The organism is Burkholderia sp. MS389 (assembly GCF_016899425.1).
Classification (GTDB): domain Bacteria; phylum Pseudomonadota; class Gammaproteobacteria; order Burkholderiales; family Burkholderiaceae; genus Burkholderia; species Burkholderia sola.
This window is the reverse complement of record NZ_CP045995.1, coordinates 805,177-830,153: the sequence shown is the minus strand read 5'-3', so window position 1 is coordinate 830,153 and position 24,977 is coordinate 805,177. Positions and strand designations below refer to the sequence as shown.

Annotated in this window: 23 protein-coding genes; 16 read left to right on the top strand and 7 right to left on the bottom strand. The window is 64.3% G+C overall.

Annotated elements, in window-relative coordinates; translation table 11 throughout:
• The first annotated feature begins 15 nt into the window (after positions 1 to 15).
• Both GJG85_RS20120 and GJG85_RS20115 read left to right on the top strand, forming a co-directional pair.
• On the top strand, positions 16 to 1,251 hold the full coding sequence (locus tag GJG85_RS20120) for a S53 family peptidase (protein WP_050011870.1): 1,236 nt from the start codon (positions 16 to 18) through the stop codon (positions 1,249 to 1,251).
• Positions 1,252 to 1,636: 385 nt separating this feature from the next.
• A complete protein-coding gene (locus GJG85_RS20115) occupies positions 1,637 to 2,785 on the top strand; it encodes a porin (RefSeq protein ID WP_050011869.1) in 1,149 nt (382 codons plus the stop codon).
• 53 nt (positions 2,786 to 2,838) lie between these two features.
• Here GJG85_RS20115 and GJG85_RS20110 read toward each other — a convergent pair whose 3' ends face one another.
• On the bottom strand, positions 2,839 to 3,297 hold the full coding sequence (locus GJG85_RS20110) for an Lrp/AsnC family transcriptional regulator (RefSeq protein WP_050012095.1): 459 nt from the start codon (positions 3,295 to 3,297) through the stop codon (positions 2,839 to 2,841).
• Positions 3,298 to 3,480: 183 nt separating this feature from the next.
• Here GJG85_RS20110 and GJG85_RS20105 point away from each other — a divergent pair, with 183 nt between their 5' ends.
• Complete coding sequence (locus GJG85_RS20105; protein ID WP_124640423.1) at positions 3,481 to 4,578, top strand: branched-chain amino acid aminotransferase; 1,098 nt, start codon at positions 3,481 to 3,483, stop codon at positions 4,576 to 4,578.
• A 128-nt stretch (positions 4,579 to 4,706) separates the two neighbouring features.
• Entirely contained in the window at positions 4,707 to 6,575 is a 1,869-nt protein-coding gene (locus tag GJG85_RS20100) for an FUSC family protein (RefSeq protein WP_239468977.1), read from the top strand.
• A gap of 509 nt (positions 6,576 to 7,084) precedes the next feature.
• Here GJG85_RS20100 and GJG85_RS20095 read toward each other — a convergent pair.
• Complete coding sequence (locus tag GJG85_RS20095) at positions 7,085 to 8,023, bottom strand: response regulator (RefSeq protein ID WP_050012877.1); 939 nt, start codon at positions 8,021 to 8,023, stop codon at positions 7,085 to 7,087.
• 67 nt (positions 8,024 to 8,090) lie between these two features.
• Positions 8,091 to 11,510 (bottom strand): ATP-binding protein, encoded by a 3,420-nt coding sequence (locus tag GJG85_RS20090; protein ID WP_204384314.1) that lies wholly within the window; start codon positions 11,508 to 11,510, stop codon positions 8,091 to 8,093.
• A 224-nt stretch (positions 11,511 to 11,734) separates the two neighbouring features.
• On the opposite strand from GJG85_RS20090, the gene urtA reads away from it, so the two are divergent.
• The 8 genes from urtA to GJG85_RS20050 all read left to right on the top strand — a co-directional run bounded on the left by urtA (position 11,735) and on the right by GJG85_RS20050 (position 19,460).
• On the top strand, positions 11,735 to 13,009 hold the full coding sequence (gene urtA / locus GJG85_RS20085) for an urea ABC transporter substrate-binding protein (protein ID WP_204384313.1): 1,275 nt from the start codon (positions 11,735 to 11,737) through the stop codon (positions 13,007 to 13,009).
• Positions 13,010 to 13,064: 55 nt separating this feature from the next.
• Positions 13,065 to 13,982, top strand: a complete 918-nt coding sequence (gene urtB / locus GJG85_RS20080; protein WP_011875582.1) for an urea ABC transporter permease subunit UrtB — start codon at positions 13,065 to 13,067, stop codon at positions 13,980 to 13,982.
• 55 nt (positions 13,983 to 14,037) lie between these two features.
• A complete protein-coding gene (urtC, locus tag GJG85_RS20075; RefSeq protein ID WP_050012863.1) occupies positions 14,038 to 15,207 on the top strand; it encodes an urea ABC transporter permease subunit UrtC in 1,170 nt (389 codons plus the stop codon).
• A gap of 3 nt (positions 15,208 to 15,210) precedes the next feature.
• A complete protein-coding gene (gene urtD / locus GJG85_RS20070; RefSeq protein WP_050012862.1) occupies positions 15,211 to 15,954 on the top strand; it encodes an urea ABC transporter ATP-binding protein UrtD in 744 nt (247 codons plus the stop codon).
• A 34-nt stretch (positions 15,955 to 15,988) separates the two neighbouring features.
• Positions 15,989 to 16,678 carry an urea ABC transporter ATP-binding subunit UrtE gene (urtE, locus tag GJG85_RS20065; RefSeq protein ID WP_089489469.1) on the top strand — a complete coding sequence of 230 codons (690 nt, stop codon included), beginning with the start codon at positions 15,989 to 15,991 and terminating at the stop codon, positions 16,676 to 16,678.
• A gap of 61 nt (positions 16,679 to 16,739) precedes the next feature.
• Positions 16,740 to 17,978: a formamidase gene (gene fmdA, locus GJG85_RS20060; RefSeq protein WP_050012860.1), complete on the top strand. Its 1,239-nt coding sequence runs from the start codon at positions 16,740 to 16,742 to the stop codon at positions 17,976 to 17,978.
• Positions 17,979 to 18,015: 37 nt separating this feature from the next.
• Positions 18,016 to 18,351, top strand: coding sequence for a zinc ribbon domain-containing protein (locus tag GJG85_RS20055; protein ID WP_050012859.1), 336 nt, complete (start codon positions 18,016 to 18,018; stop codon positions 18,349 to 18,351).
• A gap of 83 nt (positions 18,352 to 18,434) precedes the next feature.
• Entirely contained in the window at positions 18,435 to 19,460 is a 1,026-nt protein-coding gene (locus GJG85_RS20050; RefSeq protein WP_050012858.1) for an aliphatic amidase, read from the top strand.
• Positions 19,461 to 19,486: 26 nt separating this feature from the next.
• On the opposite strand, the gene GJG85_RS20045 is transcribed toward GJG85_RS20050, so the two are convergent.
• Positions 19,487 to 20,296: an alpha/beta hydrolase gene (locus GJG85_RS20045; RefSeq protein ID WP_124631052.1), complete on the bottom strand. Its 810-nt coding sequence runs from the start codon at positions 20,294 to 20,296 to the stop codon at positions 19,487 to 19,489.
• A 117-nt stretch (positions 20,297 to 20,413) separates the two neighbouring features.
• On the opposite strand from GJG85_RS20045, the gene GJG85_RS20040 reads away from it, so the two are divergent.
• Positions 20,414 to 21,331 carry a LysR family transcriptional regulator gene (locus GJG85_RS20040; RefSeq protein ID WP_204384312.1) on the top strand — a complete coding sequence of 306 codons (918 nt, stop codon included), beginning with the start codon at positions 20,414 to 20,416 and terminating at the stop codon, positions 21,329 to 21,331.
• A 39-nt stretch (positions 21,332 to 21,370) separates the two neighbouring features.
• On the opposite strand, the gene GJG85_RS20035 is transcribed toward GJG85_RS20040, so the two are convergent.
• Positions 21,371 to 22,264 carry a LysR family transcriptional regulator gene (locus GJG85_RS20035; protein ID WP_124592880.1) on the bottom strand — a complete coding sequence of 298 codons (894 nt, stop codon included), beginning with the start codon at positions 22,262 to 22,264 and terminating at the stop codon, positions 21,371 to 21,373.
• Between the two features lie 135 nt (positions 22,265 to 22,399).
• On the opposite strand from GJG85_RS20035, the gene GJG85_RS20030 reads away from it, so the two are divergent.
• Positions 22,400 to 23,401, top strand: a complete 1,002-nt coding sequence (locus GJG85_RS20030) for a zinc-binding dehydrogenase (protein ID WP_204384310.1) — start codon at positions 22,400 to 22,402, stop codon at positions 23,399 to 23,401.
• A gap of 98 nt (positions 23,402 to 23,499) precedes the next feature.
• On the opposite strand, the gene GJG85_RS20025 is transcribed toward GJG85_RS20030, so the two are convergent.
• Positions 23,500 to 23,805 carry a DUF4148 domain-containing protein gene (locus GJG85_RS20025; RefSeq protein WP_089489465.1) on the bottom strand — a complete coding sequence of 102 codons (306 nt, stop codon included), beginning with the start codon at positions 23,803 to 23,805 and terminating at the stop codon, positions 23,500 to 23,502.
• Between the two features lie 278 nt (positions 23,806 to 24,083).
• Between GJG85_RS20025 and GJG85_RS20020 the strand changes: the two genes are divergently transcribed.
• Entirely contained in the window at positions 24,084 to 24,293 is a 210-nt protein-coding gene (locus GJG85_RS20020; protein WP_089489464.1) for a hypothetical protein, read from the top strand.
• A 63-nt stretch (positions 24,294 to 24,356) separates the two neighbouring features.
• Entirely contained in the window at positions 24,357 to 24,632 is a 276-nt protein-coding gene (locus tag GJG85_RS20015) for a hypothetical protein (protein WP_176015783.1), read from the top strand.
• 35 nt (positions 24,633 to 24,667) lie between these two features.
• On the opposite strand, the gene GJG85_RS20010 is transcribed toward GJG85_RS20015, so the two are convergent.
• Positions 24,668 to 24,940 (bottom strand): DUF4148 domain-containing protein, encoded by a 273-nt coding sequence (locus GJG85_RS20010; protein ID WP_204384308.1) that lies wholly within the window; start codon positions 24,938 to 24,940, stop codon positions 24,668 to 24,670.
• Between the last annotated feature and the right edge of the window lie 37 nt (positions 24,941 to 24,977).

The following is a 24,977-nucleotide window of genomic DNA, read 5'->3' as shown; positions in this document are numbered from 1 at the left end:
CCAACGGGGAACACCATGAAGCGAGCTTCGTTTGCGCGTGCGCTGCGCATGCTGGCCGTATCGGCGAGCATCGCGCTGATGTTCGGCGTGTCGTTCGCACAGTCCGCGCATCGAGCGCCGCGCGGGTTTGCACGGCCGCCGCTCCATCTGCATGGCGCCGCGAAACGGAATCCTGTGGGCCTGTCGCCGCAGCAGATTCGCCGTTTCTACGGGTTCGACGCGTTGCCGGCGCGCGGCTACGGTGGCGACGATCAGATCATCGCCATCGTCGATGCGTACGACAATCCGAACGTCGAGGCGGATCTGCGCTTGTTCAGCCGCACGTTCGGCCTGCCGCCGTGCGCGTCGCCGCGCTGCTTCACGAAGGTGTACGCGACGGCGGACAAGCGTCCGCCGCCGCCGGACGCACTGTGGGCACTCGAGAGTTCGCTGGACGTGCAGTGGGCGCACGCGATCGCACCGAATGCGCGGATCGTGCTGGTCGAAGCCGCATCGAGTTCGCTCGATGACCTGATGAGCGCGGTCGCACTCGCGACGCGTCCGGCCCCGGGCGGGGTCGGCGCGAAGGTCGTGTCGATCAGTTGGGGGAGCGGCGAGTTCCTGGCCGAAACGCAATTCGACGGGCAGCTCGCCAGCGCGAACGGCGTGTCGTTCGTCGCGGCATCCGGCGACGGCGGCAACGGGGTCGACTACCCGGCCGCGTCGCCGTATGTGCTGAGCGTCGGCGGCACGTCGATCGCAACCGATGCGAGCGGCGCCTATGTCGACGAAACGGCGTGGGTCGGCAGCGGCGGCGGGCAGAGCGCCGTCGAGACGGCGCCGACGTATCAATCGAACTTCGGACTGCCGTCGAATAGCCTCGGGCTGCGCGGCCTGCCCGACGTCGCCTATGACGCCGACCCGGCGTCCGGCTTCGCGGTCTACGATTCGTACGGCTATGCGGGGCAGGGCGGGTGGTTCGTCGTCGGCGGCACGAGCGCCGGCGCACCACAATGGTCCGCGTTGATCGCGATCGCGAACAGCGTGCGCATCGCGCGCGGCAAGACGACGCTGAACGCGGTGAGCGCGATCCAGAGTGTGCTGTACGGGCTCGCGTCGAGCGCCTACGCGACGAACTTCCGCGACATCGTCAGCGGCTCGAACGGCGCATGCGGCACGCTTTGCACGGCGGCAACCGGATACGACTACGTAACCGGTCTCGGGCGCCCGATGGCCGCCAATCTGGTCCAGGCGTTGATCGCCGCGCCGTGACACGGGTAAGGCCGCGGAAGAGGCAGGCGGGCTCGATCACGCTGACGGCTGGTCGACATCGCCGTTAGCGCGAATGGACGATTCCCCTCGCACCCTGTAATAGCCTTCGATCGACACGTCCGGATCCCGGCTCCGGGCTACGCGCCAAACGGCGCGCGACTGTCCATGGAGCGCCGGCCGGTCCACCGTTCAACCGCCCGCTAGCCGCTTTCCTCGCTGACAAACATCCCCCATTTTGAAGAGCACCTTCCTGCCGCGAGGGGCTAACAGTAAAAAATCGGCTCATTACACTGCGCCCGTCGCATCGCCGAGCAGTCTCGACGCGGCACAGACGCAGCGCGCAAGCGTTACGACCGGCAAACGAAAGATTTGGGGGTAAATCGTCATGAACAAGCGTTGGGGGATCGTCGCACCCGCCGCGTTGCTTGCTGCAGCCGCTCATGCGCAGAGCAGCGTGACCCTGTACGGCAAGATCGAGGACGGTATCAACTACACGAGCAACGCACGCGGCCACGGAACCGTGCAACTGCAAAGCGGCTATGACTACGGGAGCCGCTGGGGCATCAAGGGCACGGAAGACCTTGGCGCGGGCTACCAGGCGATTTTCACGCTCGAGAGCGGTTTCGACGTCAACACCGGCAAGATGAACCAGGGTGGTCGGGAGTTCGGCCGCCAGGCCTTCGTCGGCATCGCGTCGGATCGATACGGCACGCTGACGTTCGGTCGCCAGTATGACCCGAGCGTCGATCTCTTCTCGCCGCTCACCGCGAACGGCAACTGGACGGGCTACCTGTTCTCGCATCCGTACGACAACGACAACACCGACTACTCGTTCCGCGTGAATAACGCGGTCAAGTACGTGTCGCCGGTGTGGCACGGCGTGACCGCGGAGGCGATGTACGGGTTCAGCAATCAGGCGGGCGGTTTCGCGAACAACCGCCTGTATGGCGCCGCGCTGCAATACCAGCAGGGCGGGCTGACGGTCGGCGCGTCGTATTTGAAGATCAACAACGCACGCAATGCCGATTCGACCGGGGCGATCACCGGCGACAACACGTTCGATGCGTCGTCGCAGCAGAACATCGGTATCGGCGTGAATTATGCGTTCTCGAATGCGCTCGTGGGATTCACGTATTCGCACGTCGACGTCTACGACCCGACTTCGAACGCGTATTTCACCGGCACGACGCAGCCGGCGGGCGGTGCATGGAAATCGTGGAAATTCGACAACTTCGAGGTGAACGGCCTCTATCACTTCACGACTGCGTTTTACGTCGGCGCGGCATACACGTACACGCAGGCCCGCGTCGCGTCGACGGTCGGCGCGTTCAATCCGAAGTGGCATCAGCTGAGCACGAAGGTGAATTACGACTTGTCGAAACGCACGTCGGTATTCGTAGAGGGCGTCTATCAGCATGCGATGAACGCGCACACGGGAACCGACTTCGATTACGCGTACATTCCGGGCGCCGCCGATATCTCGTCAGGCCCGAATCAATATGTCGCACGTATCGCGCTGCTGCATCACTTCTGATGCCCATGCCCCGTTCGACACGACGCGCCGGCGTTTCCTGGCGCCGTGCGCGATCACAGCGGAAGCACGGAAGTCTGCTTGATCTTCTGCATCGGAATCTCGGTCTTCACGCTCTGCACGCCTTCGATCCGGGTCAGGTGGTCGATCTGGAGTTGCCGATAGGCGTCGATATCGGCGGTCACGACACGCAGCAGGCAATCGCAATCGCCCGCCATCAAGTGGCACTCGAGCACCTGTGGAAGACGCTGAACCGCTTCGGTGAAACGGTCGACGGTTTTCGCGTCCTGGCTCGTCAGCCAGATGCGGACGAAGACGGTCAACCCCGCGCCGATCTTCGATGCGTCGAGCAGCGCCGCGTAGCGCTCGATGACGCCAGCCTGTTCCAGCTGCTTGACCCGACGCAGGCACGGTGACGGCGACAGTCCCACCTTCTGCGCGAGTTCCACGTTCTGGATTCGTCCGTCTTCCTGAAGCACGTTCAGAATGCGACGGTCCATTTCGTCCAGTTCGATGACGGCCATTGATCGGACCTATTCGGTTGAGGCACGCGGTGCCCGGGTTTTCGGGTTTTGAAGCATGGAATTGCTAAATCGCGCCCATCTTAAGGCGAACACGCAACCTGAAATTATTTTTTCTACGATAAATTTTTGCCCGTAGCAGCCGGGACGGTCCCGCTGCCGATCAAGGGGCAAACGATGAGCACCGATTCCGTCCAGCACTTCGAATTCGAACAAAATCCTCACCCCGTCGCGGCGGCCGAGCGCGCCGCGCTGCTCGCCAATCCCGGTTTCGGCCGGGTCTTCACGGATCACATGGTGACGATCCGGTACTCGGCGGACGAAGGGTGGCATCACGCGAAAATCGGGCCGCGCGAGCCGTTCCGGTTCGATCCGGCGACGCTCGTGCTGCACTACGCGCAGGAAATCTTCGAGGGCTTGAAAGCCTTCCGGCTGCCGGACGGCGGCGCGGCGTTGTTCCGTCCCGATGCGAATGCGCGGCGCTTTCGTCATTCGGCCGAGCGGCTCTCGATGGCGCCGTTGCCGGAGGCGATGTTCGTCGAATCGGTACGTGCGCTCGTCCGCACCGATCGCGACTGGATTCCGGCGTTCGACGGCGCGGCGCTGTATTTGCGGCCGTTCATGATCGCGACGGAGGCGGTGCTCGGCGTAAAGCCGTCGCCGGAGTATCTGTATTGCGTGATCGCGACGCCGGTCGGCGCGTACTTCAAGAGCGGCGCGTCGGGCGTGACGCTGTGGGTGTCGGAGCAGTACACGCGGGCGGCGCCGGGCGGCACGGGCGACGCGAAATGCGGCGGCAACTACGCGGCGAGCCTGGCCGCACAGGCGGAGGCGACTCGCGAAGGCTGCGAGCAGGTGGTGTTTCTCGATGCGGTCGAACGCCGCTGGATCGAGGAACTGGGCGGGATGAACGTGTTCTTCGTGTTCGACGACGGATCGATCCAGACGCCGCCGCTGAACGGGACGATTCTGCCTGGCATCACGCGCGCGTCGTTGATCACGCTGGCTCGGGAACTGAATTACACGGTGCGGGAGGAGGGCTACACGATCGAGCAGTGGCAGGCGGACGCGCGCAGCGGTCGGCTGGTCGAGGCGTTCGCCTGCGGCACGGCGGCGGTCGTGACGGCGATCGGCCGGGTGAAGGGTCGCGCGTACGACTTCACGATCGGCGAAGGCGGCGCGGGGCCGGTCACGTCGCGGCTGAAGGGGGCGCTGCTCGATATCCAGAACGGGCGCGAAGCCGATCGCCACGGCTGGGTGGACCGCGTGTTTTGAGTTCGGCACGGCGGCCATCGCGTGTCGTGGCGGCCGTCCTGAAAGCCGCGGCCGGCATGCCGGCCGGAAGCAGCCGTGCCGCCTCCTGGAATGCTTTGATCATGTCAGCTGTTTCGTTGTCACGCGCCATGGACCGCTTGTTCATTGTCGACCCCGGTCTTCACCGGCTGCTGGGCGGTGTGCGCGCCGCACTCGCGAGCGTGCTCGTCGGCGCGCTCGGCATTGCATCGGCGCTGCATCTCGGTCTCGCGATCACCACCGGCGCCGTGGGCATACTGTTCGCGATGATCGCGCCGCTCTTCCTGCGCGATGCTCGCCGGCTGGACTGGTATGAATCGCTGGCGTGGCAATACGGCGTCGCATGCGCGAGTTTCGCCGCGGCCGCCGTCGCGAGTGCGTGGCCAGCGGTCGGCAAGGCGGGTTTCGTGATCGTCCTGTTCTGTTCGATGCTGTGCCAGACTCAAGGGCCGCGCACGATCGGATGTGCGTTCCTGGCGATCGCGATGTACTACCTTGGCCTCTATCTGCATCCGGCCGCGCTACAGGTCGGCCACATGCTGGCGATGTCGATCGCGGGCCCGGCGGGCGTCGTGCTCGTCTGCCGGATGCTGTTGCCGACGCATGCGGCGCACACGCCCCGGCTCATCGCGCGCTCGGTATCGCTGCACGCGGCATGCATTGCGCGAAGCGCCGTGTCGGACGCGGGCGAGTTCGATGCGATGGCGCATTTGCTCGCGTTGAACGAAGCCGCCATCGCACTCGAGAATCATGCGTCGACATTCGGTGAACGCGACGCGCGTGCATTGCACGCCGCGCTCGTCGCATTGGAGCTCGCAGCCGCCCGGCGCGTGCTGAACCACGACCGGACGGATGCCGCCGCCGCGGCGCTACGCGCGGCGATTGCGCGCTTCGATGCCGTCGCCGGCGACGTGGCGGCGCGCAGGACCGCCACACGTCCGCCCGCGTCCCCGCCGCATGCGCGTGCGGTTCGGTGGGGCGCCGGCTGGCGCACGCTTGCATGGTTGCCGGCGATCCGCGCCGTGGCGGCTGCGTGCGCCGCGATGTTGATCGGCGAGACGCTGTCGTCGGAGCGATGGATGTGGGCGGTGCTTAGCACGTTCGTCGTGTTCTTCGGCACGTATTCGTGTGCGGACACGATCTATCGCGGCACGCAACGTGTCGTCGGCACGCTCGCCGGCGCGCTTGCGAGCGTACTCGTCGTCAGTGCCGTTCATCATGCGAATGCAGTCGTGGTCATCGTCATGGGCGTGTGCGTGTTTGCCTGGGCGTACCACATCCTGCATGCCTACGGGCGCGGCGTATTCTTTTTGACGGTGCTGATCGGCGTCGTCTATGCGCAACTGGGCTTCGAGATCGGAACGCTTGCGGAACTGCGTATCGGCGAGGTGTTGATCGGCTGCGCGGTTTCGCTCGCGGCGGCGATGCTGGTGATGCCACTGGCGGCGTCGCGCCACATCGCGATGCGTTCGCACAACCTGTTGGCGGCGCTGCGCGAACTCATGCACGAGCGCGACGATGGCACGCGGCCGGAGGCGGCGCAGATGCGCGCGGCCGATCGCCGTTTTCACGACGTGCGTATGGCGATCAGGCCGCTGGCTGCGTGGAGCATGTTCCGCGTATCCGGCGATGCGCGACGGTTGTCGGACACGCTGCTGTCTTGCTGGCTGCATGGCCGGATCGTCGCGACGCTCCTGCCTGCTGAAGCCGACGGCTCGGTTGTCGGATTCGAACGGCATTCACGCGCAGCCATCGTCACGCGAATCGATGCGTTGATGGACGATCTGGATCACAGTCGCTCGATGCGACTCGACGCGGCCGCGAACGTGGGGCACGGAACGCTCGCGATATCCGGTGATCGTCCGTTACCGGCCCATCCGGAACTGGCTCGGCTCGACGCGAAGCTGACCGAACTCAACCGGGCATTCGAGCACGCGCTGTTCGGAAAAGTGACGGGCGAGGAACGGTGGCGGAGATAACGGCGGCGCTCGCATCGCTCGCGCGTTGAGCGCTGACACGCATTCTGGTGCGCTAGGGTCTGTTTACATGTGGAACGCGCATGCGTTGCCACGAGAACGGCCGCTCGCGAGGCGCGCGACGCCGCGAATACTGACGTATTCGCAAGGAGCGCAACGCGGCGAGCGGCCGTTCTCGTGGCAACCCCAAATTAAAAAATCATTCCACGGGAATGCCCGAAATCGCCCGTATGGCGGCGTCGCTCGTCGCTTGTTTGGCTCGGCCAAACGGCGCTCCTCACTCCTTGCCATACGCCCCGGAGGAAGTCCCCTTGGGGGACGAGCGATTTCGGGCATTCGCATGCGCGTTCCATATGTAAACAGACCCTAGGAATCGACGGATCTCGCGCATCGGGCTGCCGACTGGCTATCGTTGGCGGCACCCGCTATCCGCCGATCGTTCGGACGGTCGTTCAACGCATCGCCCCGCCAGCAACGTTCGCGCCACCGATATGCGGGAAAGCGGTAGCTTTTCACGTGCGCTCGAGCATCTTGATCGCTGCTGCGGCGGCTCCCGCACGGGTCTCGACATGCAACTTCCGGAACAGGTGTTCGAGATGCTTGTTGACCGTGCGCGGGGCGATGCCCAGAATGTCGCCGATATCGCGGTTCGTCTTGCCGTGCGACACCCACAGCAACACTTCGGCCTCCCGCATGGTCAGGCCGAAGCGTTCGGCGAGCGCATTGCAATGCACCGTGTCGTCCCTTTCCTTGAGGATAACGATCCATTCACCCGGCTCCGGACCGAGCGTCGCACTGGCCGAGCGGCGTATCTGGCCCGAGCCGAATTCATGCACGGCGTCGTCCTGGGCGCCGCGCGCGAGCCAGTCGATGAACCAGGCGCGCAGCGGCGCAGGCAGTTTCGGCGGCGCCTCGGTATCGCGCGCGTTCGTGGTTTGCGCGGCATCGAAGCGGTCGTCATGCGCGGCCGTGTATGCAGCGATATGATGCGCAGCCTGAGGGCTCTGCCACCGAATCGTGCCGTCCGCGCCGACGATCAGCGCCGCGCGCGTGTCGAGCGACAGTGCGGCCTCCGCATACAACTGTGCGCGTGAACGCCGCACGTGGGCGCCGATGCGTGCGCACAACTCCTCGGGCTGCACCGGCTTGGTCACGTAATCGATGCCGCCCACGCGAAAGCCGCGTACGACGTGCTCGCTTTCCGTCAATGCAGTCATGAAGATGACGGGCAGATGCTCGTGCCGTCCGTCCTGCTTGATGCGCACACAGGTTTCGAAGCCGTCCATGCCGGGCATCATTGCGTCGAGCAACACCACGTCGGGCGTCACGCGCGCGAGGCGCTTGAGCGCGTCGTCGCCGGACAGCGCGACGATCACCGCGTAGCCGTGCGCCTGCAGCGTATCGGAGAGAAAGGCGAGGTTCTCCGGCGTATCGTCGACGATCAATATCATGGGCCGTTCGCGCAGCCACACGGCCGGAGCCTCGACGATCGGGGAGGCCGCGATCGGGGTGTGTGCGTCATGCGTCCGCGCCGCGCGCGAGTCGGTCAAGTTCATGCTCGAGTTCCCTTAGCTGAAAACGTTCCGCCAACGAGCGCAACGCGTCGATTTGATCCCGCAACGCGGGCCAGGCCTCACGGGCGGCGTCGAGCTGTTCGATCACGCCCTGTACGTAGCCGACTTCGAGATGCGCATGCAGATGCTCGACGAGCCCCCGCGGCCACACGGCGGCCGTGAGCGGCGCTGTCGCGACCGGCGCGCTCGCGCCGGTATCGGACGCGATCCAGTCGAGTGCAAGCAGTTGCGCAAGCTTGTCGAGCAGCAGATTCACCTGCAGCGGTTTCACCAGATAACCCTTGCATCCGGTCGCGCTCGCGCGATCGCGGTCGTCGGCGAACGCGTTGGCGGAGAGCAGCACGATGGGTGCGCTCGACAACTGATTCTCGGAGATCAGGCGGCTGGTTTCGTAGCCGTCCATCAACGGCATCGAAATGTCCATGACGATCGCGTCCGCCGTGTGCACCGCCAGCCAGCGCAGCGCATCGGTGCCGCTGGCCGCTTCGGCGACGTCGAAGCCGAGCGGCGTCAGCAATTGCACGACGATATCGCGCTGGTCGTCGAGGTCGTCGACCACGAGAATGGTGCGGCGCGCACCCGTATAGCCGCGAATCGACGCGAGTTCGGTCGGGGTTTCGGCCGCCGCGTCGACGGCCGGGGCGAACAGGCGTACCACGAAGCGCGTGCCGTGGCCGACTTCGCTGTCCACTTCGAGGCTGCCGCCGAGCGCGTGCGTGAGCAGGCGGCAGATCGTGAGTCCGAGGCCGGCGCCGTGATCGTACGCATGGGCCGCTTCGCCGCGTTCGAACGGCAGGAACAGGCGCTCCATTTCGGCGGGCGGGATGCCGGGGCCGGTATCGATCACCTCGAACTTGAGCGTATCGAGCCCGTGACTCACGCGCAGCGTGATCGTGCCGCTCGACGTGAAGCGGATCGCATTGCCGATCAGGTTCGTGAGGATCTGGCTCATGCACTTCTGGTCGGTGCGCACGGTGGCGGGCAGCCGGCCGGCCGTCTGCACATCGAAGGCGAGCGCCTTTTCGAGCGCCTGCGGACGGAGCATCGACGTCAGATGCGCGACGAAATCGGCGAGCGATACCTTGGCGATGTTCAACTGAAGCTTGCCCGCCTCGATGCGCGCGATGTCGAGCAGACCGTCGACGAGCGCGAGCAAATGCTCGCCGCTGCGATGGATCGTGCGCACGGCGTTGTAGCGCGTGGGCGTGAGTTCTTCCTTCGCCTGCAGCAGCAACTGCGTGTAGCCGAGAATGCTGTTCAGCGGCGTGCGCAACTCGTGGCTCAAGCCGGACACGTAACGGCTCTTGGCCTGATTGGCCGATTCCGCGGCGGCGGTCGCGCGCTTGAGCGCCGCGTCGGTTTTCTGATGCGCGTCGATTTCCAGCATCAGCAATTCGTTTTGCCGCTGCGATTCTTCCTGCGTGACACGACGGTTTTCGCGCTCGAGCACGAACCACCAGGCCGCGATGCAGCCCACCAGCGAGAGCGCGAGAAAGATATTCAGAAAACTGCCCGAGAGCGCATGGCCGATCGACGGTCCGGCGGCGCTCATCGACGTCGCGCTCTGCGACCAGATCAGATAGAGCACGCTCCCCAGCACCGCGAGCATCGCGAACACGAGGCTCGCATAGTGGATCAGGCGTAGCGCGGCGGGGCCGAGTCGCGCACCGGGCAGCACGCGATGCAGCGCGCGGCCGGCCTGCGACGCGAAGCGCGCGTGCGGCTTGCAGCGGTCGTGGCAGCGCGAGTCGAGCGAGCAGCACAGCGAGCAAATCGTGCCGCCATAGGCCGGGCAGTACGCCGTATCGTCGGGTTCGAAGGTGTTTTCGCAGATCGCGCAGCGCAGCGAGGTGGCGTCGCCGGTCGGTTGCGCGGCGCGGGCAATGTAATAGCGACCGCGTGTCAGTACCGCGAGCACGGGCGCGCACGCGAACGCCGCGCCGAACGCGATGAACGACGACATCGCCTGGGCGAGCGCGCCGAACAGGCCGCTATGCGCCAGCATCGCGACGGCGGCCGCGATCAGCATCGCGCCGACGCCCACGGGGTTCACATCGTAGAGGTGCGCGCGCTTGAACTCGATATGTCGCGGGCTGTAGCCGAGCGGCTTGTTGATGACGAGATCGGCGAACAACGCGCCGATCCACGCGATCGCGATGTTCGCGTAGAGCGACAGCACCTTGGCGATCGCATCGAACACGCCCATTTCCACGAGCAGCAACGCGATCATGACGTTGAACACGAGCCACACCACGCGGCCCGGATGGCTGTGCGTGAGCCGCGCGAAAAAATTGGACCACGCGAGCGAGCCCGCATAGGCGTTGGTCACGTTGATCTTCAACTGCGAGACGATCACGAACAGCGTCATCGCGGGCAGCGCCCAGCTCGCGAGCCCCAGCGGATCGAGCAGCAGATGATAGGCGACGAGGTACATCTGCGTCGGCTCGGTGGCGTGGCTGGCATCGACTTCATACTGGAGCGCGATGAAGGCGAGCAGGGCGCCGCCCAGCATCTTGAGCGCGCCGGGCACGATCCAGCCAGGCCCCGTCGAGAGCAGCGCAAACCACCAGCGCGTGCGGTTCTTCGCGGTGAGCGGCGGCAGGAACCGCAGATAGTCGACCTGTTCACCCACTTGCACGATCAGCGCGAACACGACCGTCGACGCCTGACCGAAGGCGATCAGGCTGAACGCGCGGCCTTGCGGCGCGAAGCCCGCGAAGGTGGTCCATTGCGCGATCAGGTCGGGATGGCGCCACAGCACGGCGGCGTAGGGCAGTACGAACAACACGAGCCACAGCGGCTGCGTCCAGCTTTGCAGGCGGTTGATCAGCGTGATGCCGAACATGACGATCGGAATCACCACGAGCGAACTTACGACGTAGGCGATCGCCAGCGAAATATGGAAATACAGCTGGAGCGCCAGCGACATGATGGCCGCTTCGAGCGCGAAAAAAATGAACGTGAACACCGCGTACAGCAGCGACGTGACCGTCGAGCCGATATAGCCGAAGCCCGCGCCGCGCGTGAGCAGGTCCATGTCGACGCCGTAGCGCGCCGCGTAATAGCTGATGGGCAAACTGGTCAGCCAGATCAGCACGGAGACGGCCGCGATGGCCCAGAACGCGTTCGTGAAGCCGTAGTTCACGACGAGACTGCCGCCGATCGCCTCCAGCACCAGAAACGACACCGCGCCGATCGCCGTATTGGCCACGCGCAGCTCCGACCAGCGCCGGAATGAGCGCGGCGTGAAGCGCAGCGCGTAGTCCTCGAGGGTTTCGTCGCCGACCCACGCGTTGTAGTCGCGGCGCACCTTGACGATGCGTTGGGTACCGGGCGCGCCCATTGACGGGTGACTCTGGGACATGACGATGATCCGAATTGGTGCGAAAGCGGCACGAGCGGGGCGTGAACGGCACAACGGCGGACCACGGCGCCCAGGATCGCCCTGCAATGCAAATTACATTCCAGTACGTGCGCCGGAAATACGTCGATTGACGTATTTCGATCGTCAAATTGGCTTTCTACATTGCGTCCAACCTCGACCCAGCCCGCAGCGATCCGCGCCGGGCGCCCGATAAGGAGAACGTGATGTCCGCAGACGATCGACTCGATGACGAAGCCCGGATGCCTTCGCCGCTGCGCCGGAAAATGCTCGGCGGTTTCGCCGCCGCGCCGCTGATGGCGTTGGGCCTGCCGCGCGGCGCGTTGGCGCAAACGCCGCCCACGGCGAAGGTCAACACCACGGGCCTCGCGGTCACGGATACGACCGTGACGGTCGGCCAGCTCCACTCGGCCACGGGCACGATGGCGATTTCCGAAACCGGCTCGATCCAGGCCGAGCGCCTCGCGATCGAGCAGATCAACGCGATGGGCGGCGTGCTCGGCCGCAAGGTGCGGATCATTCAGGAAGACGGCGCGTCCGACTGGCCGACCTTCGCCGAAAAGTCGAAGAAGCTGCTGGAGAACGACCACGTCGCGGCCGTGTTCGGCTGCTGGACTTCGGCCTCGCGCAAGGCGGTGCTGCCGGTGTTCGAGAAGGACAACGGCCTGCTGTATTACCCGACCTTCTACGAAGGCCTCGAACAGTCGAAGAACGTGTTCTACACGGGCCAGGAAGCGACCCAGCAGATTGTCTGGGCGCTCGACTGGGCGTCGAACACGAAGAAGGCCAAGACCTTCTTCCTGATCGGTTCCGACTACATCTGGCCGCGCACGTCGAACAAGATCGCGCGGCGCCATATCGAACAGCATCTGCATGCGAAGGTGGTGGGGGAGGAGTACTACCCGCTCGGCACGACCGAGTTCGCGTCGCTGATGAACAAGATCAAGCTCGCGCGCCCGGACTGCATCTTCGCGACCGTGGTGGGCGGCTCGAACGTGGCGTTCTACAAGCAGCTCAAGGCCGCGGGCATCACGCCGCAGAAGCAGTTTCTGCTGACGCTGTCGGTGACCGAGGACGAAGTGCTCGGCATCGGCGGCGACAACTTCGCGGGCTTCTATTCGTCGATGAAGTACTTCCAGTCGCTCGATACCGACAACAACAAGAAGTTCGTCGCGGCATTCAAGGCGCGCTACGGCCAGAAGTCGGTGATCGGCGACGTGACGCAGGCCGCCTATCTCGGCCCGTGGATCTGGAAGGCCGCGTGCGAGCGCGCGGGCAGTTTCGACGTGGACAAGGTGGTCGCGCATTCGGCCGGCATCGAAGTGGCGAACGCGCCGCAAGGCTATGCGAAGGTCGATGCGAACCATCACCTGTGGAGCCGCTCGCTGATCGGGCAGGGCCAGGCGGACGGCCAGTTCAAGGTCGTCGCGCAGTCGGAGCAGCCGATCCAGCCGAATCCGTTCCCGAAGGGCTACATGTAATCCGTCAACCGCAGCGGCGCGGCGGCCGATGACGCCGCCGCGCGAGGAGCGTTCGATGTCCGCTACCGATATTTTCAACATCACGCTGATGCAGGGCTTCGCCGGTCTGAGCCTCTTCAGCGTCCTGCTCCTGATGGGGCTCGGGCTCGCCGTGATCTTCGGCCAGATGGGCGTGATCAACATGGCGCACGGCGAATTCATGACGATCGGCGCGTATACGGTCTACCTGTTTTCGTGGTTTTCGCAGAACGTCTGGCACGCGCTCACGCCCGTGTATTTCTTCTTCGCGATTCTCGCGGCGTTCGCGCTGGCCTTCGCGGCCGGCTGGCTCGCCGAATGGGCGCTGATCCGCCATCTGTACAAGCGGCCGCTCGACACGCTGCTCGCCACCTGGGGCCTGAGCCTCGGCATGCAGCAGGTGTTCCGCTCGACCTTCGGGCCGAAGGAGGTGAGTCCGGCGCTGCCCGACTGGCTGATGGGTTCGTGGGAGCCCACGCCCGGCCTCGACATTCCGGTGAGCGGCATGTTCGTGATGGGCCTCGCGCTGCTGATGACGGGCGGCCTGCTGCTCGCGCTCTATCGGTCGCGCTGGGGCTTGCGCGTGCGCGCCACGGTCGCGAACCGGCCGATGGCGAACGCGGCGGGCATCAACACGCGGCGCACCGACCGCATGACGTTCGCGATCGGCTGCGGGATCGCGGGCGTGGCCGGCGCGGCCTTCACGGCGATCGGCTCGACGGGACCGACGAGCGGCTCGCTGTATATCGTCGATTCGTTTCTCGTCGTGACGTTCGGCGGCGCGGCGAGCCTGCTCGGTACCGTGGCGTCGGCGTTCGGCATCGCGCAGATGCAGTCGATCAGCGAGTTCTTTCTGTCGGGCTCGATTGCGCGCGTGCTCACGCTGCTGACCGTCGTCGTGATTCTGATGCTGCGTCCGCAAGGCCTGTTTGCGTCGAAGGTGCGGCGAGTTTGAGCGTGCGTTCATGCACAAGCGTCATTGACAGCTTCATTCGACTGGAGAGAGGGACATGGAACCCATCCAATCCGCGGCGAGCGGCGTATCCCCGCGATCCGGCCCGGGCGCGCCGCCGGCCGGCTGGCGCGTGCGCGTGGCGCGACTCGATGCGTCGGGCTACGCGGGCATCGTGCTGCTCGCGCTGCTGATCGTGGTCGTGTTTCCGCTCGCGCTCGACACGTTCCGCCTGAACCTGATGGGCAAGTACCTGACCTACGCGTTCGTGGCGATCGGCCTCGTGATCGCGTGGGGCTACGGCGGCGTGCTCAGTCTCGGCCAGGGCGTGTTCTTCGGCCTCGGCGGCTACGCGATGGCGATGTTTCTCAAGCTCGAGGCATCCGATCCGGCCGCCACGCACACGCAGACGACGCCCGGCATTCCCGACTTCATGGACTGGAACCAGCTCACCGCACTGCCCACGTGGTGGAAGCCGTTTCACTCGTTGCCGTTCTCGATCCTCGCGGTGCTCGTCGTGCCGACGGCGCTCGCGTTCGTGATCGGCTACGCGATGTTCAAGCGGCGCGTGGGCGGCGTGTACTTCGCGATCATCACGCAGGCGGTCGCGCTGATTCTGTCGGTGCTGATCATCGGCCAGCAGGGCTATACGGGCGGCGTGAACGGCATCACCGACCTGCGCACGCTGCTCGGCTGGGACATCCGCACGGATCACGCGAAGCTTGTGCTGTATTTCGTGAACGCCGCGTTGCTGATCGGCGCGCTGCTCGCGTGCCGCTGGGTTCAGCGCAGCAAGCTCGGCACGTTGCTGCTCGCGATGCGCGACAAGGAAGACCGCGTGCGCTTCTCGGGCTACGACGTCGCCATGTTCAAGGTGTTCGCGTTCTGTTTCGCGGCGATGCTCGCGGCCATCGGCGGTGCGATGTTCACGCTGCAGGTGGGCTTCATGTCGCCGTCGTTCGTCGGCATCGTGCCGTCGATCGAAATGGTGATCTACGCGGCCGTCGGCGGGCGCATGTCGCTGGTCGGCGCGGTATACGGCGCGATTCTCGTCAATCTCGGCAAGAGCTGGTTTTCGGAGAGTTTTCCGAACCTCTGGCTCTATCTGATGGCGGCGATGTTCATCGGCGTGGTGATGGTGTTTCCGAACGGGCTGGCGGGTCTGTACGACGAGCATGTGCGCCCGCGCGTGCGGCGGCTGCTCGGCGCGGCGAACGAGGAGGCATGAAGCATGAGCAATACCGACTTTCTGCTCGCGATCGAAGACCTGACCGTGTCGTTCGACGGCTTCAAGGCGATCGATTCGCTCAATCTCTATCTCGAACGCGGCGAGCTGCGCGTCGTGATCGGCCCGAACGGCGCAGGCAAGACCACGCTGCTCGATCTCATCTGCGGCAAGACGAAGGAAACGGCGGGCAGCATCAAGTTCCGCAACGAGGAAATCACGCATCTCGCGGAATTCCGCCGCGTGCGTAAAGGGATCGGCCGCAAGTTCCAGACGCCGTCGATTTACGAAAACCTGAGCGTGGCGCAGAACCTCGAAGTGTCGTTTCCGCGCGGACGCAGCGTGTTCGGCGCGCTCGCGTATCGCGAGGACGCCGACGTGGCCGATCGCGTGCGCGACGTGGCCGATGAAATCGGCCTCGCCGGCACGCTCGATCTGGAAGCGGGGCTGCTGTCGCACGGCCAGAAACAGTGGCTCGAAATCGGCATGCTGCTGATGCAGGACCCCGAACTGCTGATGCTCGACGAGCCGATTGCGGGCATGAGCGTGCGCGAGCGCGAACTGACCGCCGATCTGCTCGACCGCATCTGCCGCAACCGCTCGATGATCGTGATCGAGCACGACATGGCCTTCGTGGAGCGCATCGCGCACAAGGTCACGGTCATGCATCAGGGGAAGATTCTCGCGGAAGGACCAATGGCGCAGGTGCAGGCCGATCCGCGCGTGATCGACGTGTACCTGGGCCACTGAGCCGGCAACCGAACGACAACACGGAGAACACATCATGCTGGAAGTCGACGATCTCGTCGTCAGCTACGGTCAGAGCGAGGTGCTGCACGGCGTCGGCTTTGCCGTTGCGCAAGGCGAAAGCGTGGCCGTGATGGGCCGCAACGGCATGGGCAAGACGACGCTGTTCAAGGCGCTGATCGGCATGCTGCCCGCCAATCGCGGCACCGTGCGCGTGGCCGGCGCCGACGTCTCGAAGGACGAGAGCTACCGCCGCGTGTCGAAAGGCATCGGCTACGTGCCGCAAGGGCGGCAGATCTTCGCGTCGCTGACCGTCGAGGAAAACATCCAGACGGGCCTCGAAAACGCGCAGAGCCAGCGCGTGCCCGACGAACTTTACGCGTTGTTTCCCGTGCTGTTCGACATGAGAAAGCGCAAGGGCGGCAATCTGTCGGGCGGCCAGCAACAGCAACTCGCGATTGCGCGCGCGCTCGCGACCGACCCGAAAGTGCTGTTGCTGGACGAGCCGACCGAAGGCATCCAGCCGTCCGTCATCAAGGACATCGCCAAGGCGCTCAACCAGATTCGCACGAGCCGCCATATCGCCATCGTCGTGTCGGAGCAGGTGTTGAGCTTCGCGCTCGACGTGGCCGACCGCCTGTTCGTCATCGAGGGCGGGCGCTTCGTGCACCAAAGCACGCGCGATGCGGGCGACACCGACCGCATCCGCGAATATCTGTCCGTCTGAGCGCGGCGCGGCGTTCGCGCGCCGCGCCGTATGTCAATCCGCGAACCCAGGAGCGAACGCCATGCCCGAGACTCTCATCAAGGTCGATCTGAACCAGTCGGCTTACGAAAACGAACAGGTGCACAACCGCTGGCACCCCGATATTCCGATGGCCTGCTGGGTCAAGCCCGGCGACGATTTCATCCTCGAAACCTACGACTGGACCGGCGGCTTCATCAAGAACGACGACAGCGCCGACGACGTGCGCGACATCGACCTGTCGATCGTGCACTTTCTGTCCGGCCCGGTCGGCGTGCATGGCGCGGAGCCCGGCGACCTGCTGGTGGTCGACCTGCTCGACATCGGCGCGAAGGCCGATAGTCAGTGGGGCTTCAATGGCTTCTTTTCGAAGACCAACGGCGGCGGCTTTCTCACCGATCATTTCCCCAGCGCGCAGAAATCGATCTGGGATTTTCACGGGGTGTACACGAGTTCGCGCCATATTCCGGGCGTGAATTTCGCGGGCCTGATTCACCCGGGCCTGATCGGCTGCCTGCCCGACCCGGCGCTGCTCGAGACCTGGAACGCGCGCGAAACCGGCCTGATCGCCACCGCGCCCGATCGTGTGCCGCCGCTCGCGAATCCGCCATTCGCGGCCACCGCGCACATGGGCAAGCTCGCGGGCGACGCGCGCGACCGGGCCGCCGCGCAGGGCGCGCGCACGGTGCCGCCGCGCGAGCACGGCGGCAATTGCGACATCAAGGATCTGTCGCGCGGCTCGAAGGTGTTTTTCCCCGTGTACGTGGATGGCGCGGGCCTGTCGGTCGGCGACCTGCACTTCAGCCAGGGCGACGGCGAGATCACGTTCTGCGGCGCGATCGAAATGGCCGGCTGGGTGCATATGCGCGTGAATCTCATCAAGGGCGGCATGGCGAAATACGGGATTCGCAACCCCGTCTTTCAGCCCAGCCCGATCACGCCGACCTATAACGATTACCTCATTTTCGAGGGCATTTCGGTCGACGAACAGGGTGGCCAGCATTATCTCGATGTCACCACCGCGTATCGCCAGGCGTGCCTGAACGCGATCGAGTACCTGAAGAAATTCGGCTATTCGGGCGCGCAAGCCTATTCGTTGCTCGGCTGTGCGCCGGTGCAGGGGCACATCAGCGGCGTGGTGGATATTCCGAACGCGTGTGCGACCTTGTGGCTGCCCACGCAGATCTTCGACTTCGACATTCGCCCGAATGCCGACGGCCCGATCCGGCACATCCAGGGCGGCGTCGATCTGCCGTGTTCGCCGGATCTCGCGAACGCGTGACCGACACACTGAAATGACGCAGGAATAGGAGGCCGTCATGCCAATCTACGACTTCGAATGCGCGAGCTGCGGGCCGTTCTCCGTCATGCGTCGCATCGCGGATCGCGAGAAACCGTGCCGCTGTCCCGATTGCGGCGCCGAAGGCGGGCGCGTCATCAGCGCGCCATCACTGGCGTTGATGGGAGGTACGCGCCGCGCCGCACACACGACCAACGAACGTGCCGCGCACGCGCCGCGTCAGTCCGGCGACGGGCCGCCACTACGCCATCGCGCCGGTTGCAGTTGCTGCTCGGGCGGCGCGTCGAAACTCGCAGGCACGGCGTCGGACGGCCTCAAGCGGCCGGCGGGACGGCCGTGGATGATCAGCCACTAAGGTGTGCCGCGCGCGAGCCGATGCGCGGAAGCAGCGGCCATCGCGCGCGGCGTCAACGTGTACGTGTTAGAGGAGGAAGCGTCATGCGACAGGGTGATATTTCGAGTAGCCGCGACTGTGTGGGCGTCGCGGTGGTCAACTACAAGATGCCGCGTCTGCACACGAAGGCGGAGGTGCTCGACAACGCGCGGCGTATCGCCGACATGGTGGTCGGCATGAAGCAGGGTTTGCCGGGCATGGATCTCGTGGTGTTTCCCGAGTATTCCACGCACGGCATCATGTACGACCGCCAGGAGATGTTCGATACGGCGTCCGCGATTCCCGGCGAAGAGACGGATATTTTCGCGGCGGCGTGCCGCAAGGCCAACGTGTGGGGCGTGTTCTCGATCACGGGCGAGCGCCACGAGGAACATCCGCGCAAGGTGCCGTACAACACGCTCGTGCTGATCGACAATCGCGGCGAGATCGTGCAGAAGTATCGGAAGATCATGCCGTGGACGCCGATCGAAGGCTGGTATCCGGGCGACCGCACCTATGTGACGGATGGGCCGAAGGGCCTCAAGATCAGCCTGATCATCTGCGATGACGGCAATTATCCGGAGATCTGGCGCGACTGCGCGATGAATGGCGCGGAGCTGATCGTGCGCTGCCAGGGCTATATGTATCCGGCGAAAGAGCAGCAGGTGATGGTCGCGAAGGCGATGGCGTGGATGAACAACACCTACGTGGCCGTGGCCAACGCCACGGGGTGGGACGGCGTGTATTCGTACTTCGGCCATTCGGCGATCGTCGGGTTTGACGGGCGCACGCTCGGCGAATGCGGCGAGGAGGAAATGGGCGTGCAGTATGCGGAGCTGTCGCTGGGCATGATTCGCGACGCGCGGCGCAACATGCAGTCGCAGAACCATCTGTACAAGCTGCTGCATCGCGGTTATACCGGCACGATCCATTCCGGCGATGGCGCGAATGGCGTCGCCGAATGTCCGTTCGGCTTCTATCGCGACTGGATTGCGGATCCCGACGCCACGCGTCGCCGTGTCGAAGCGCTCACGCGCGCAACACCCGGCACGCCGGAATGTCCGATCGACGGAATTCCGCACGAAGAGTGAGTATGCGCGCCGTGGGCGTCGGGTGCTCATTGTGCGGTGGGTGCGGCACGCCATTCAGGTTTTGCCGCAGCAACGAAGTCTTCGATGAGTCGCGCAACTTCGGTCGGCGCCTCTAGCGGCGCCAAGTGGCCGACGCCAGGAAGAATATGCATGGTCGCTTGCGGAATACGCGGCAGCAGTTCCGTTCGCAATGTGACCACGCGATCCACCTGGTCCAGTTCCCCGGAGAGGACGATCGTCGGTACGTCGATCGAAGTTACGGCCGCACTGATATCTTCGCGCATCGCCACCTCCGGCCAGGCGGCTTTAGCCTGCGGCCCAGCCTTCAGGCTATCCTCGATGACCATTTCGCGGCAGGCGGTGTCGAGCGGTTTGGCGGTAAGTACGTGGTCGATAACGAATTCGACCGACTCGCGCGATTGATAGGCGCCCGTCAGCGTCGCACGTTCTTCCGCGGAAAGCAGCATCGGCGATGGTGGCGATGGCGCGACCAGCACAAGGCCTTGAAGCCCGTTCGGCCGTCGCGACGCGATGAACTGCGCGACCTTGCCACCCATCGAATGACCGACGAGTACGTAGCGTTGCAAACCCAGTGTCTCGATGACGCCCTCGGCGTCGGCAGCGAGATCGGCGATACCGTAGCCATCCGCCGGCGCATCGGACTTGCCCCAGCCCCGATGGTCAGTGGCGACGGTGCGATATCGGCTCGATAACAGGTCCGTCACGCGTTGCCATGTCCGCGACGAGCCGCCGTAGTAATGCAGGAACACCAGGGCCGGGTCGCCCTGGCCGGCTTGGGTCACGTGGATTCGCGTGCCATTCGCTTCGATTTCCATTTGCGCTGCCTCTTCCCGGTTGGATGGATGAATCGTAGCGTCGCGCCTGCAATTTGATAATTGCACGCGGGATAGCGGCAGTCGATAATGGTGCTATCGAATCAGGCGGGGGCGAAAATGGACCGATTGACCAGCCTTGGCGTGTTCGTCGCTGCTGTCGAAGAGGGCAGTCTGGCCGCGGCCGCGCGGCGCTTCGGATTGTCGCCGGCGATGGCCGGAAAGCACGTGAGTGCGATCGAGGCTCAACTGAATGCGCGACTTCTGCAACGCACCACGCGGCGCTTGAGCCTGACCGATATCGGCCAGACGTACTACGCTCGCAGCAAGCAAATCCTGGAAGCGTTCGAAGACGCCAACCGGGAAGCACACGATTCGCAACGCACGGCGCGCGGCGTTCTCCGCGTTGCGGCGCCTGTCACGTTCGGTGCGATGCACTTGGGCGAGGTCACGGCCCGCTATCTCGAGGACCACCCTGAGGTCAACGCGGAAGTGCTGCTCGGCGACCGCTATGTCGATCTCCTGGAGGACGGCATCGACGTCGCCATCCGAATTGGGAAGCTGCAGGACAGCGCGCTCGTTACAAGTCGCATCGCGCCATGTCGAATGGTCATATGCGCGTCGCCCGCGTACATCGAGCGGCATGGAATGCCGCGTAAGCCGAGTGATCTGCTTCATGCACAGCGGCTCGTCTTCAGCGAGGCCGTCTCGGCCGGGGATTGGACATTATTCGATGCGAAAAACCGCGCGCATGTCATCGAAGGGCCCTGTCGAGTCGCTGCCAACAACACCCAGATGCTGCTGTCTGCCGCGTTGGCGGGCGCCGGCGTCGCGTACGGCCCGACTTTCGTCTTCGGGGAGCATGTGCGACGTGGCGAGCTCGTCGCGCTACTGCCAGGCTACCGAGCAACCGAGTTGACGATACAGGCGGTCTACCCGAGTGCTCGGCGCATCCCGCTCAAGGTTCGACGGTTCGTTGACTACCTGACTGCAGCGTGCGGCAACGAGCCGCCTTGGGATCGAAGTTTGAAAAGGTAGGATGGCGACAAGCCGCTACGCGCGATCGGCCAGCCCGGTTCAGGTAGAAGTGGTTCCGAGTGCCGACATCAAGTAATCGATCACTACCCTGACTCGCGTCGGTACGCGTCGACCGGCGGGATAGACGAGATGGGTCGCCATGCGTTCCGGCTGAAACTCGGGCAGGAGGACTTCGATTTGCCCGGTATCGATTTCCGCTCCGAAGAGCCATCGTGGCGCCTGGGCAATGCCGAGCCCGTGCAGTACCGCGGCGCGCACCTGCTCTGCGTCACCCGTAAAGAAAGACCCCTGAGGAACGCGATGAACGGTTTCCCGCCCGACCTTGAAGCGCCAAGGGCGGCGCTCATGGTTTCGAGCGAAGACGACGCCTGTATGTCCGTCCAGATCGGCCAGCCGGGCAGGCCGGCCTTTAGCGGCGATATAGCCCGGACTGGCCACGAGCAGCGATTCCGTTTCCGATAGTTTTCTCGCTGTCAGCGAGGAATCCACCAGCGGCCCGTGGCGGATTGCCAGATCCACGCCTTCCCCGACCAGGTCGACCTGTCGTTCGGATACGGATAATTCGAGCGCAACGTGCGGATATTGCCGAAAGAACCCGGGAAGGAGCGGCGTCACGCACAGGCGGCCGTAGGCAGGCGCGGTCGTCAATCTCACCAAGCCTTGCGGAGATTGCTGTCGCGTCCCGACCGACGACTCCAGCGAATCGAAGCCCTCCATCAAGGGCTTGGCCGATTCATAGAACGCCTGGCCCGCCGCGGTGATCACCACCTGACGCGACGTTCGCAACACCAGTTGAGCACCGAGATACTGCTCCAGCGCGGCAATCTGCTTGCTTACGGTTGGTTGTCCAATGCCTTCCTCTCGCCCTACGGCGGAAAAACTGCCGCATTCGACTAGTCGGACAAACAGGCGAATTGCATCCAGACGATCCATGGGTATTCGTATCGATCCATTCTGTATTGGAATCGATGGTATGCCGGGAGGCTGCGTTTCGGCAACGGGCTTACTTGTTTAAGTTACGGCCTGTGCAGTTACCGCCATCGCTGTTTATCGCTGGAGAAACGCGTCATGAAAGCTATCTGCGTTACCGCTGAACGCTCGTTGGAAGTTCGTGATATCCGGCCGCCGAGCCGGCCGGAAGCAGGCCATGTGCTGATCGACATGGAGGCATCTGCAATCAACCATGGCGACAAGATATTTTTGCGTGCGCGTGCTGACGATGGCAAAGCGCTGCGGGCGAGCCAGCACGGTGTGTGGGGCGCATCCGGTGCCGGGACGGTAGTGGCGACGGGTGCCGGTGTACCAGAGCGTTATATGGGGAGACGTGTCGCTGTCTACCGCTCGCTGAACCGTAGCGCGTACAACCTCGGGTTTTGGTGCGAAAAAGCGCAGGTGCCTTACACGAGTTGCCTGATCTTGCCCGAACACGTCAGCGCACGGGACTATTGCGGGTCGCTGGTCAACGTGATCGCAGCCTATGCGTTTCTCGAAACGATTACCGAGGCCGGGCATCGCGGCGTGATTGCCACGGCGGGGAACTCGGCAACCGGGCTGGCGCTCGCGGCCCTCGCTCGTCAGAGAAATATGCCGGTCATCTCCATGGTGAGGAGCCAGGCTGCGCAAGAGGCTCTGCAACGCGATGGTGTCGAGCATATCGTGCGCGCCGATGAAGACTTTACCGACACACTTGGAAAGCTGTCATCGGAGCTTGGAACGACGGCCGTATTCGATGGCGTGGGCGGTGCGCTGACCGGCCAGCTGGCAAACTGTCTGCCGATGCGCTCGTCCGTATATTTCTACGGCACGATGGCTGGCCCCGTTCCGTTTCCCGTGTCGGCGCCGCTCTTCATGATGAAAGATCTGTCGATGCAGCGTTTCAGCAATTTCGAGAGCCGCACGGTGCGAGAGCATGAAAGGCTGGTGGCTGCGCTGCATGCGCTCGAGAGCGTGATCGGCGATCCCGTGTTCAGGACGCGCGTCGGTCAGGAATTCAACTTCGATCTGATCGACGACGCCATGACGTACGAGTCCGTCGACGGACGAAAGGCGATACTGGCGAGCCGGTCGTGAAGCATCGATGGGGCGTATCGGTTATCAACTTCACAAGAAAACGCGCGCGGTCACAAGGCTCGCGCGCAAACTCGGAGAATGGTTGCCATGCGGACAATTCAGTTACCGCTCGACGCGACGGTATTGGCTACCCCGGCACAATCGCGCCGGTACTTCTGCATCAGGCGCGCCTGCGCCGAATCGATATCGTCGGGATAGCTGCTCTCGTCTCCGGACGACGGGTCGTAGCCGACGGATTCCAACTCGTTCAGTTCGTTGACGAGCTGTCGGTGGGAGATCGGGCCGTTCGCGTGCACGAACGGATAGTCGTGGCATTGCGCCGACGTGAGCTTCGTCTCGGCATGCGCGGAGACGCTCGATGCGAGCATGGCGGCGCAGACGAGGTAACGGATGGGATGATTCATCTTCGGCTCCTGGATAGCGTTGAATAGAGGCCGCACGGCAGGATGCCTGCGTCGGCCGCAAGACGAAGATTAGGGACAGCGGACTATCCAAACAGCAGCGCGATGATGAAACATGTTTTAGGAAAATCCGCATCGGGTCATGCATTGGCTGCCGCATGCACTGAAAGTTAAAGAATCCTTCATGCCTGTGTTCCCGGATGGTCAGGCACAGCGGCGTATCGTCGAGCGATGGATCATTCGATGCCGCGCACCGCGCGGTGCGCACTGGGGGTAATGCAATGAAATCGACCGTCATGACGGCTGGACTGATCGCGCTGGCGTGTTCGTCGCTGCCGGCGTTCGCGAAGGTGCAGGGAACCGGGCTCGCGATTGCCGATGTGACGCTCGCGCACGCAAATGCCGAACATGGAGATCGTGCGATCGATGCCGAGCGCAATCTCGCGTCGCATCGCGCGGACAGATCGAGCACGCAATCGCACCAGGGCTGAGATGCCCGACGTTCGAATCGATAGCGCAAGCCGCTACGGCTATCCGGTGACGCCGCCGGACGCATGAACGCGCGATTCCGGCCGAGCAACGAACATGACGGGCGCCTTGCCGATGGCAGCGCGCCCGTCATGTTCGTTTACGAGCCGAAGAACGGCACGCAGAAGTCGGGCGGGCCGACACAATCGTCCGGGCCGTCGGGCGGCGCGGAGGCGCACCCGGACAACATGACGCTGACAGCCATCGCGACGAGTGCGATACGGGCGCAACGAGCGAGCAACGGGCGAAGTTTCATGAAGTTTGAGCAATTCGGTGGACGGCTGGCGGCGCTGCCGGCGTGAGCCGGGCACCGCGCCCGGCCGCACGGTCGCGCGCATCAATGCGAATAGAGCGTGGAGTTCAGGTACTTGAGTTGTCCGTCCTGTTCGGCGTGCACGAGCTCGGCATGGACCTCGGCGCGCGTCTTTTCATGAATCGGCTGGCCGTAGGGCGGCACCCATTGGCCGGCAGCCTGAGTGCCTGGCACGCCGTCCTTGGTGGCGGCCGGGGAGATCTGCACCGGCCGGCTGCCGGTCAGTGCAAACGCGGGAACGGACAGCGTGCCGATTGCGGCGAGCAGGGTGGCGGCAATGACGTTGGCGGTTTTCATGTCGGGAGTCCTCATGATGATTGAACGGGTTCATCCA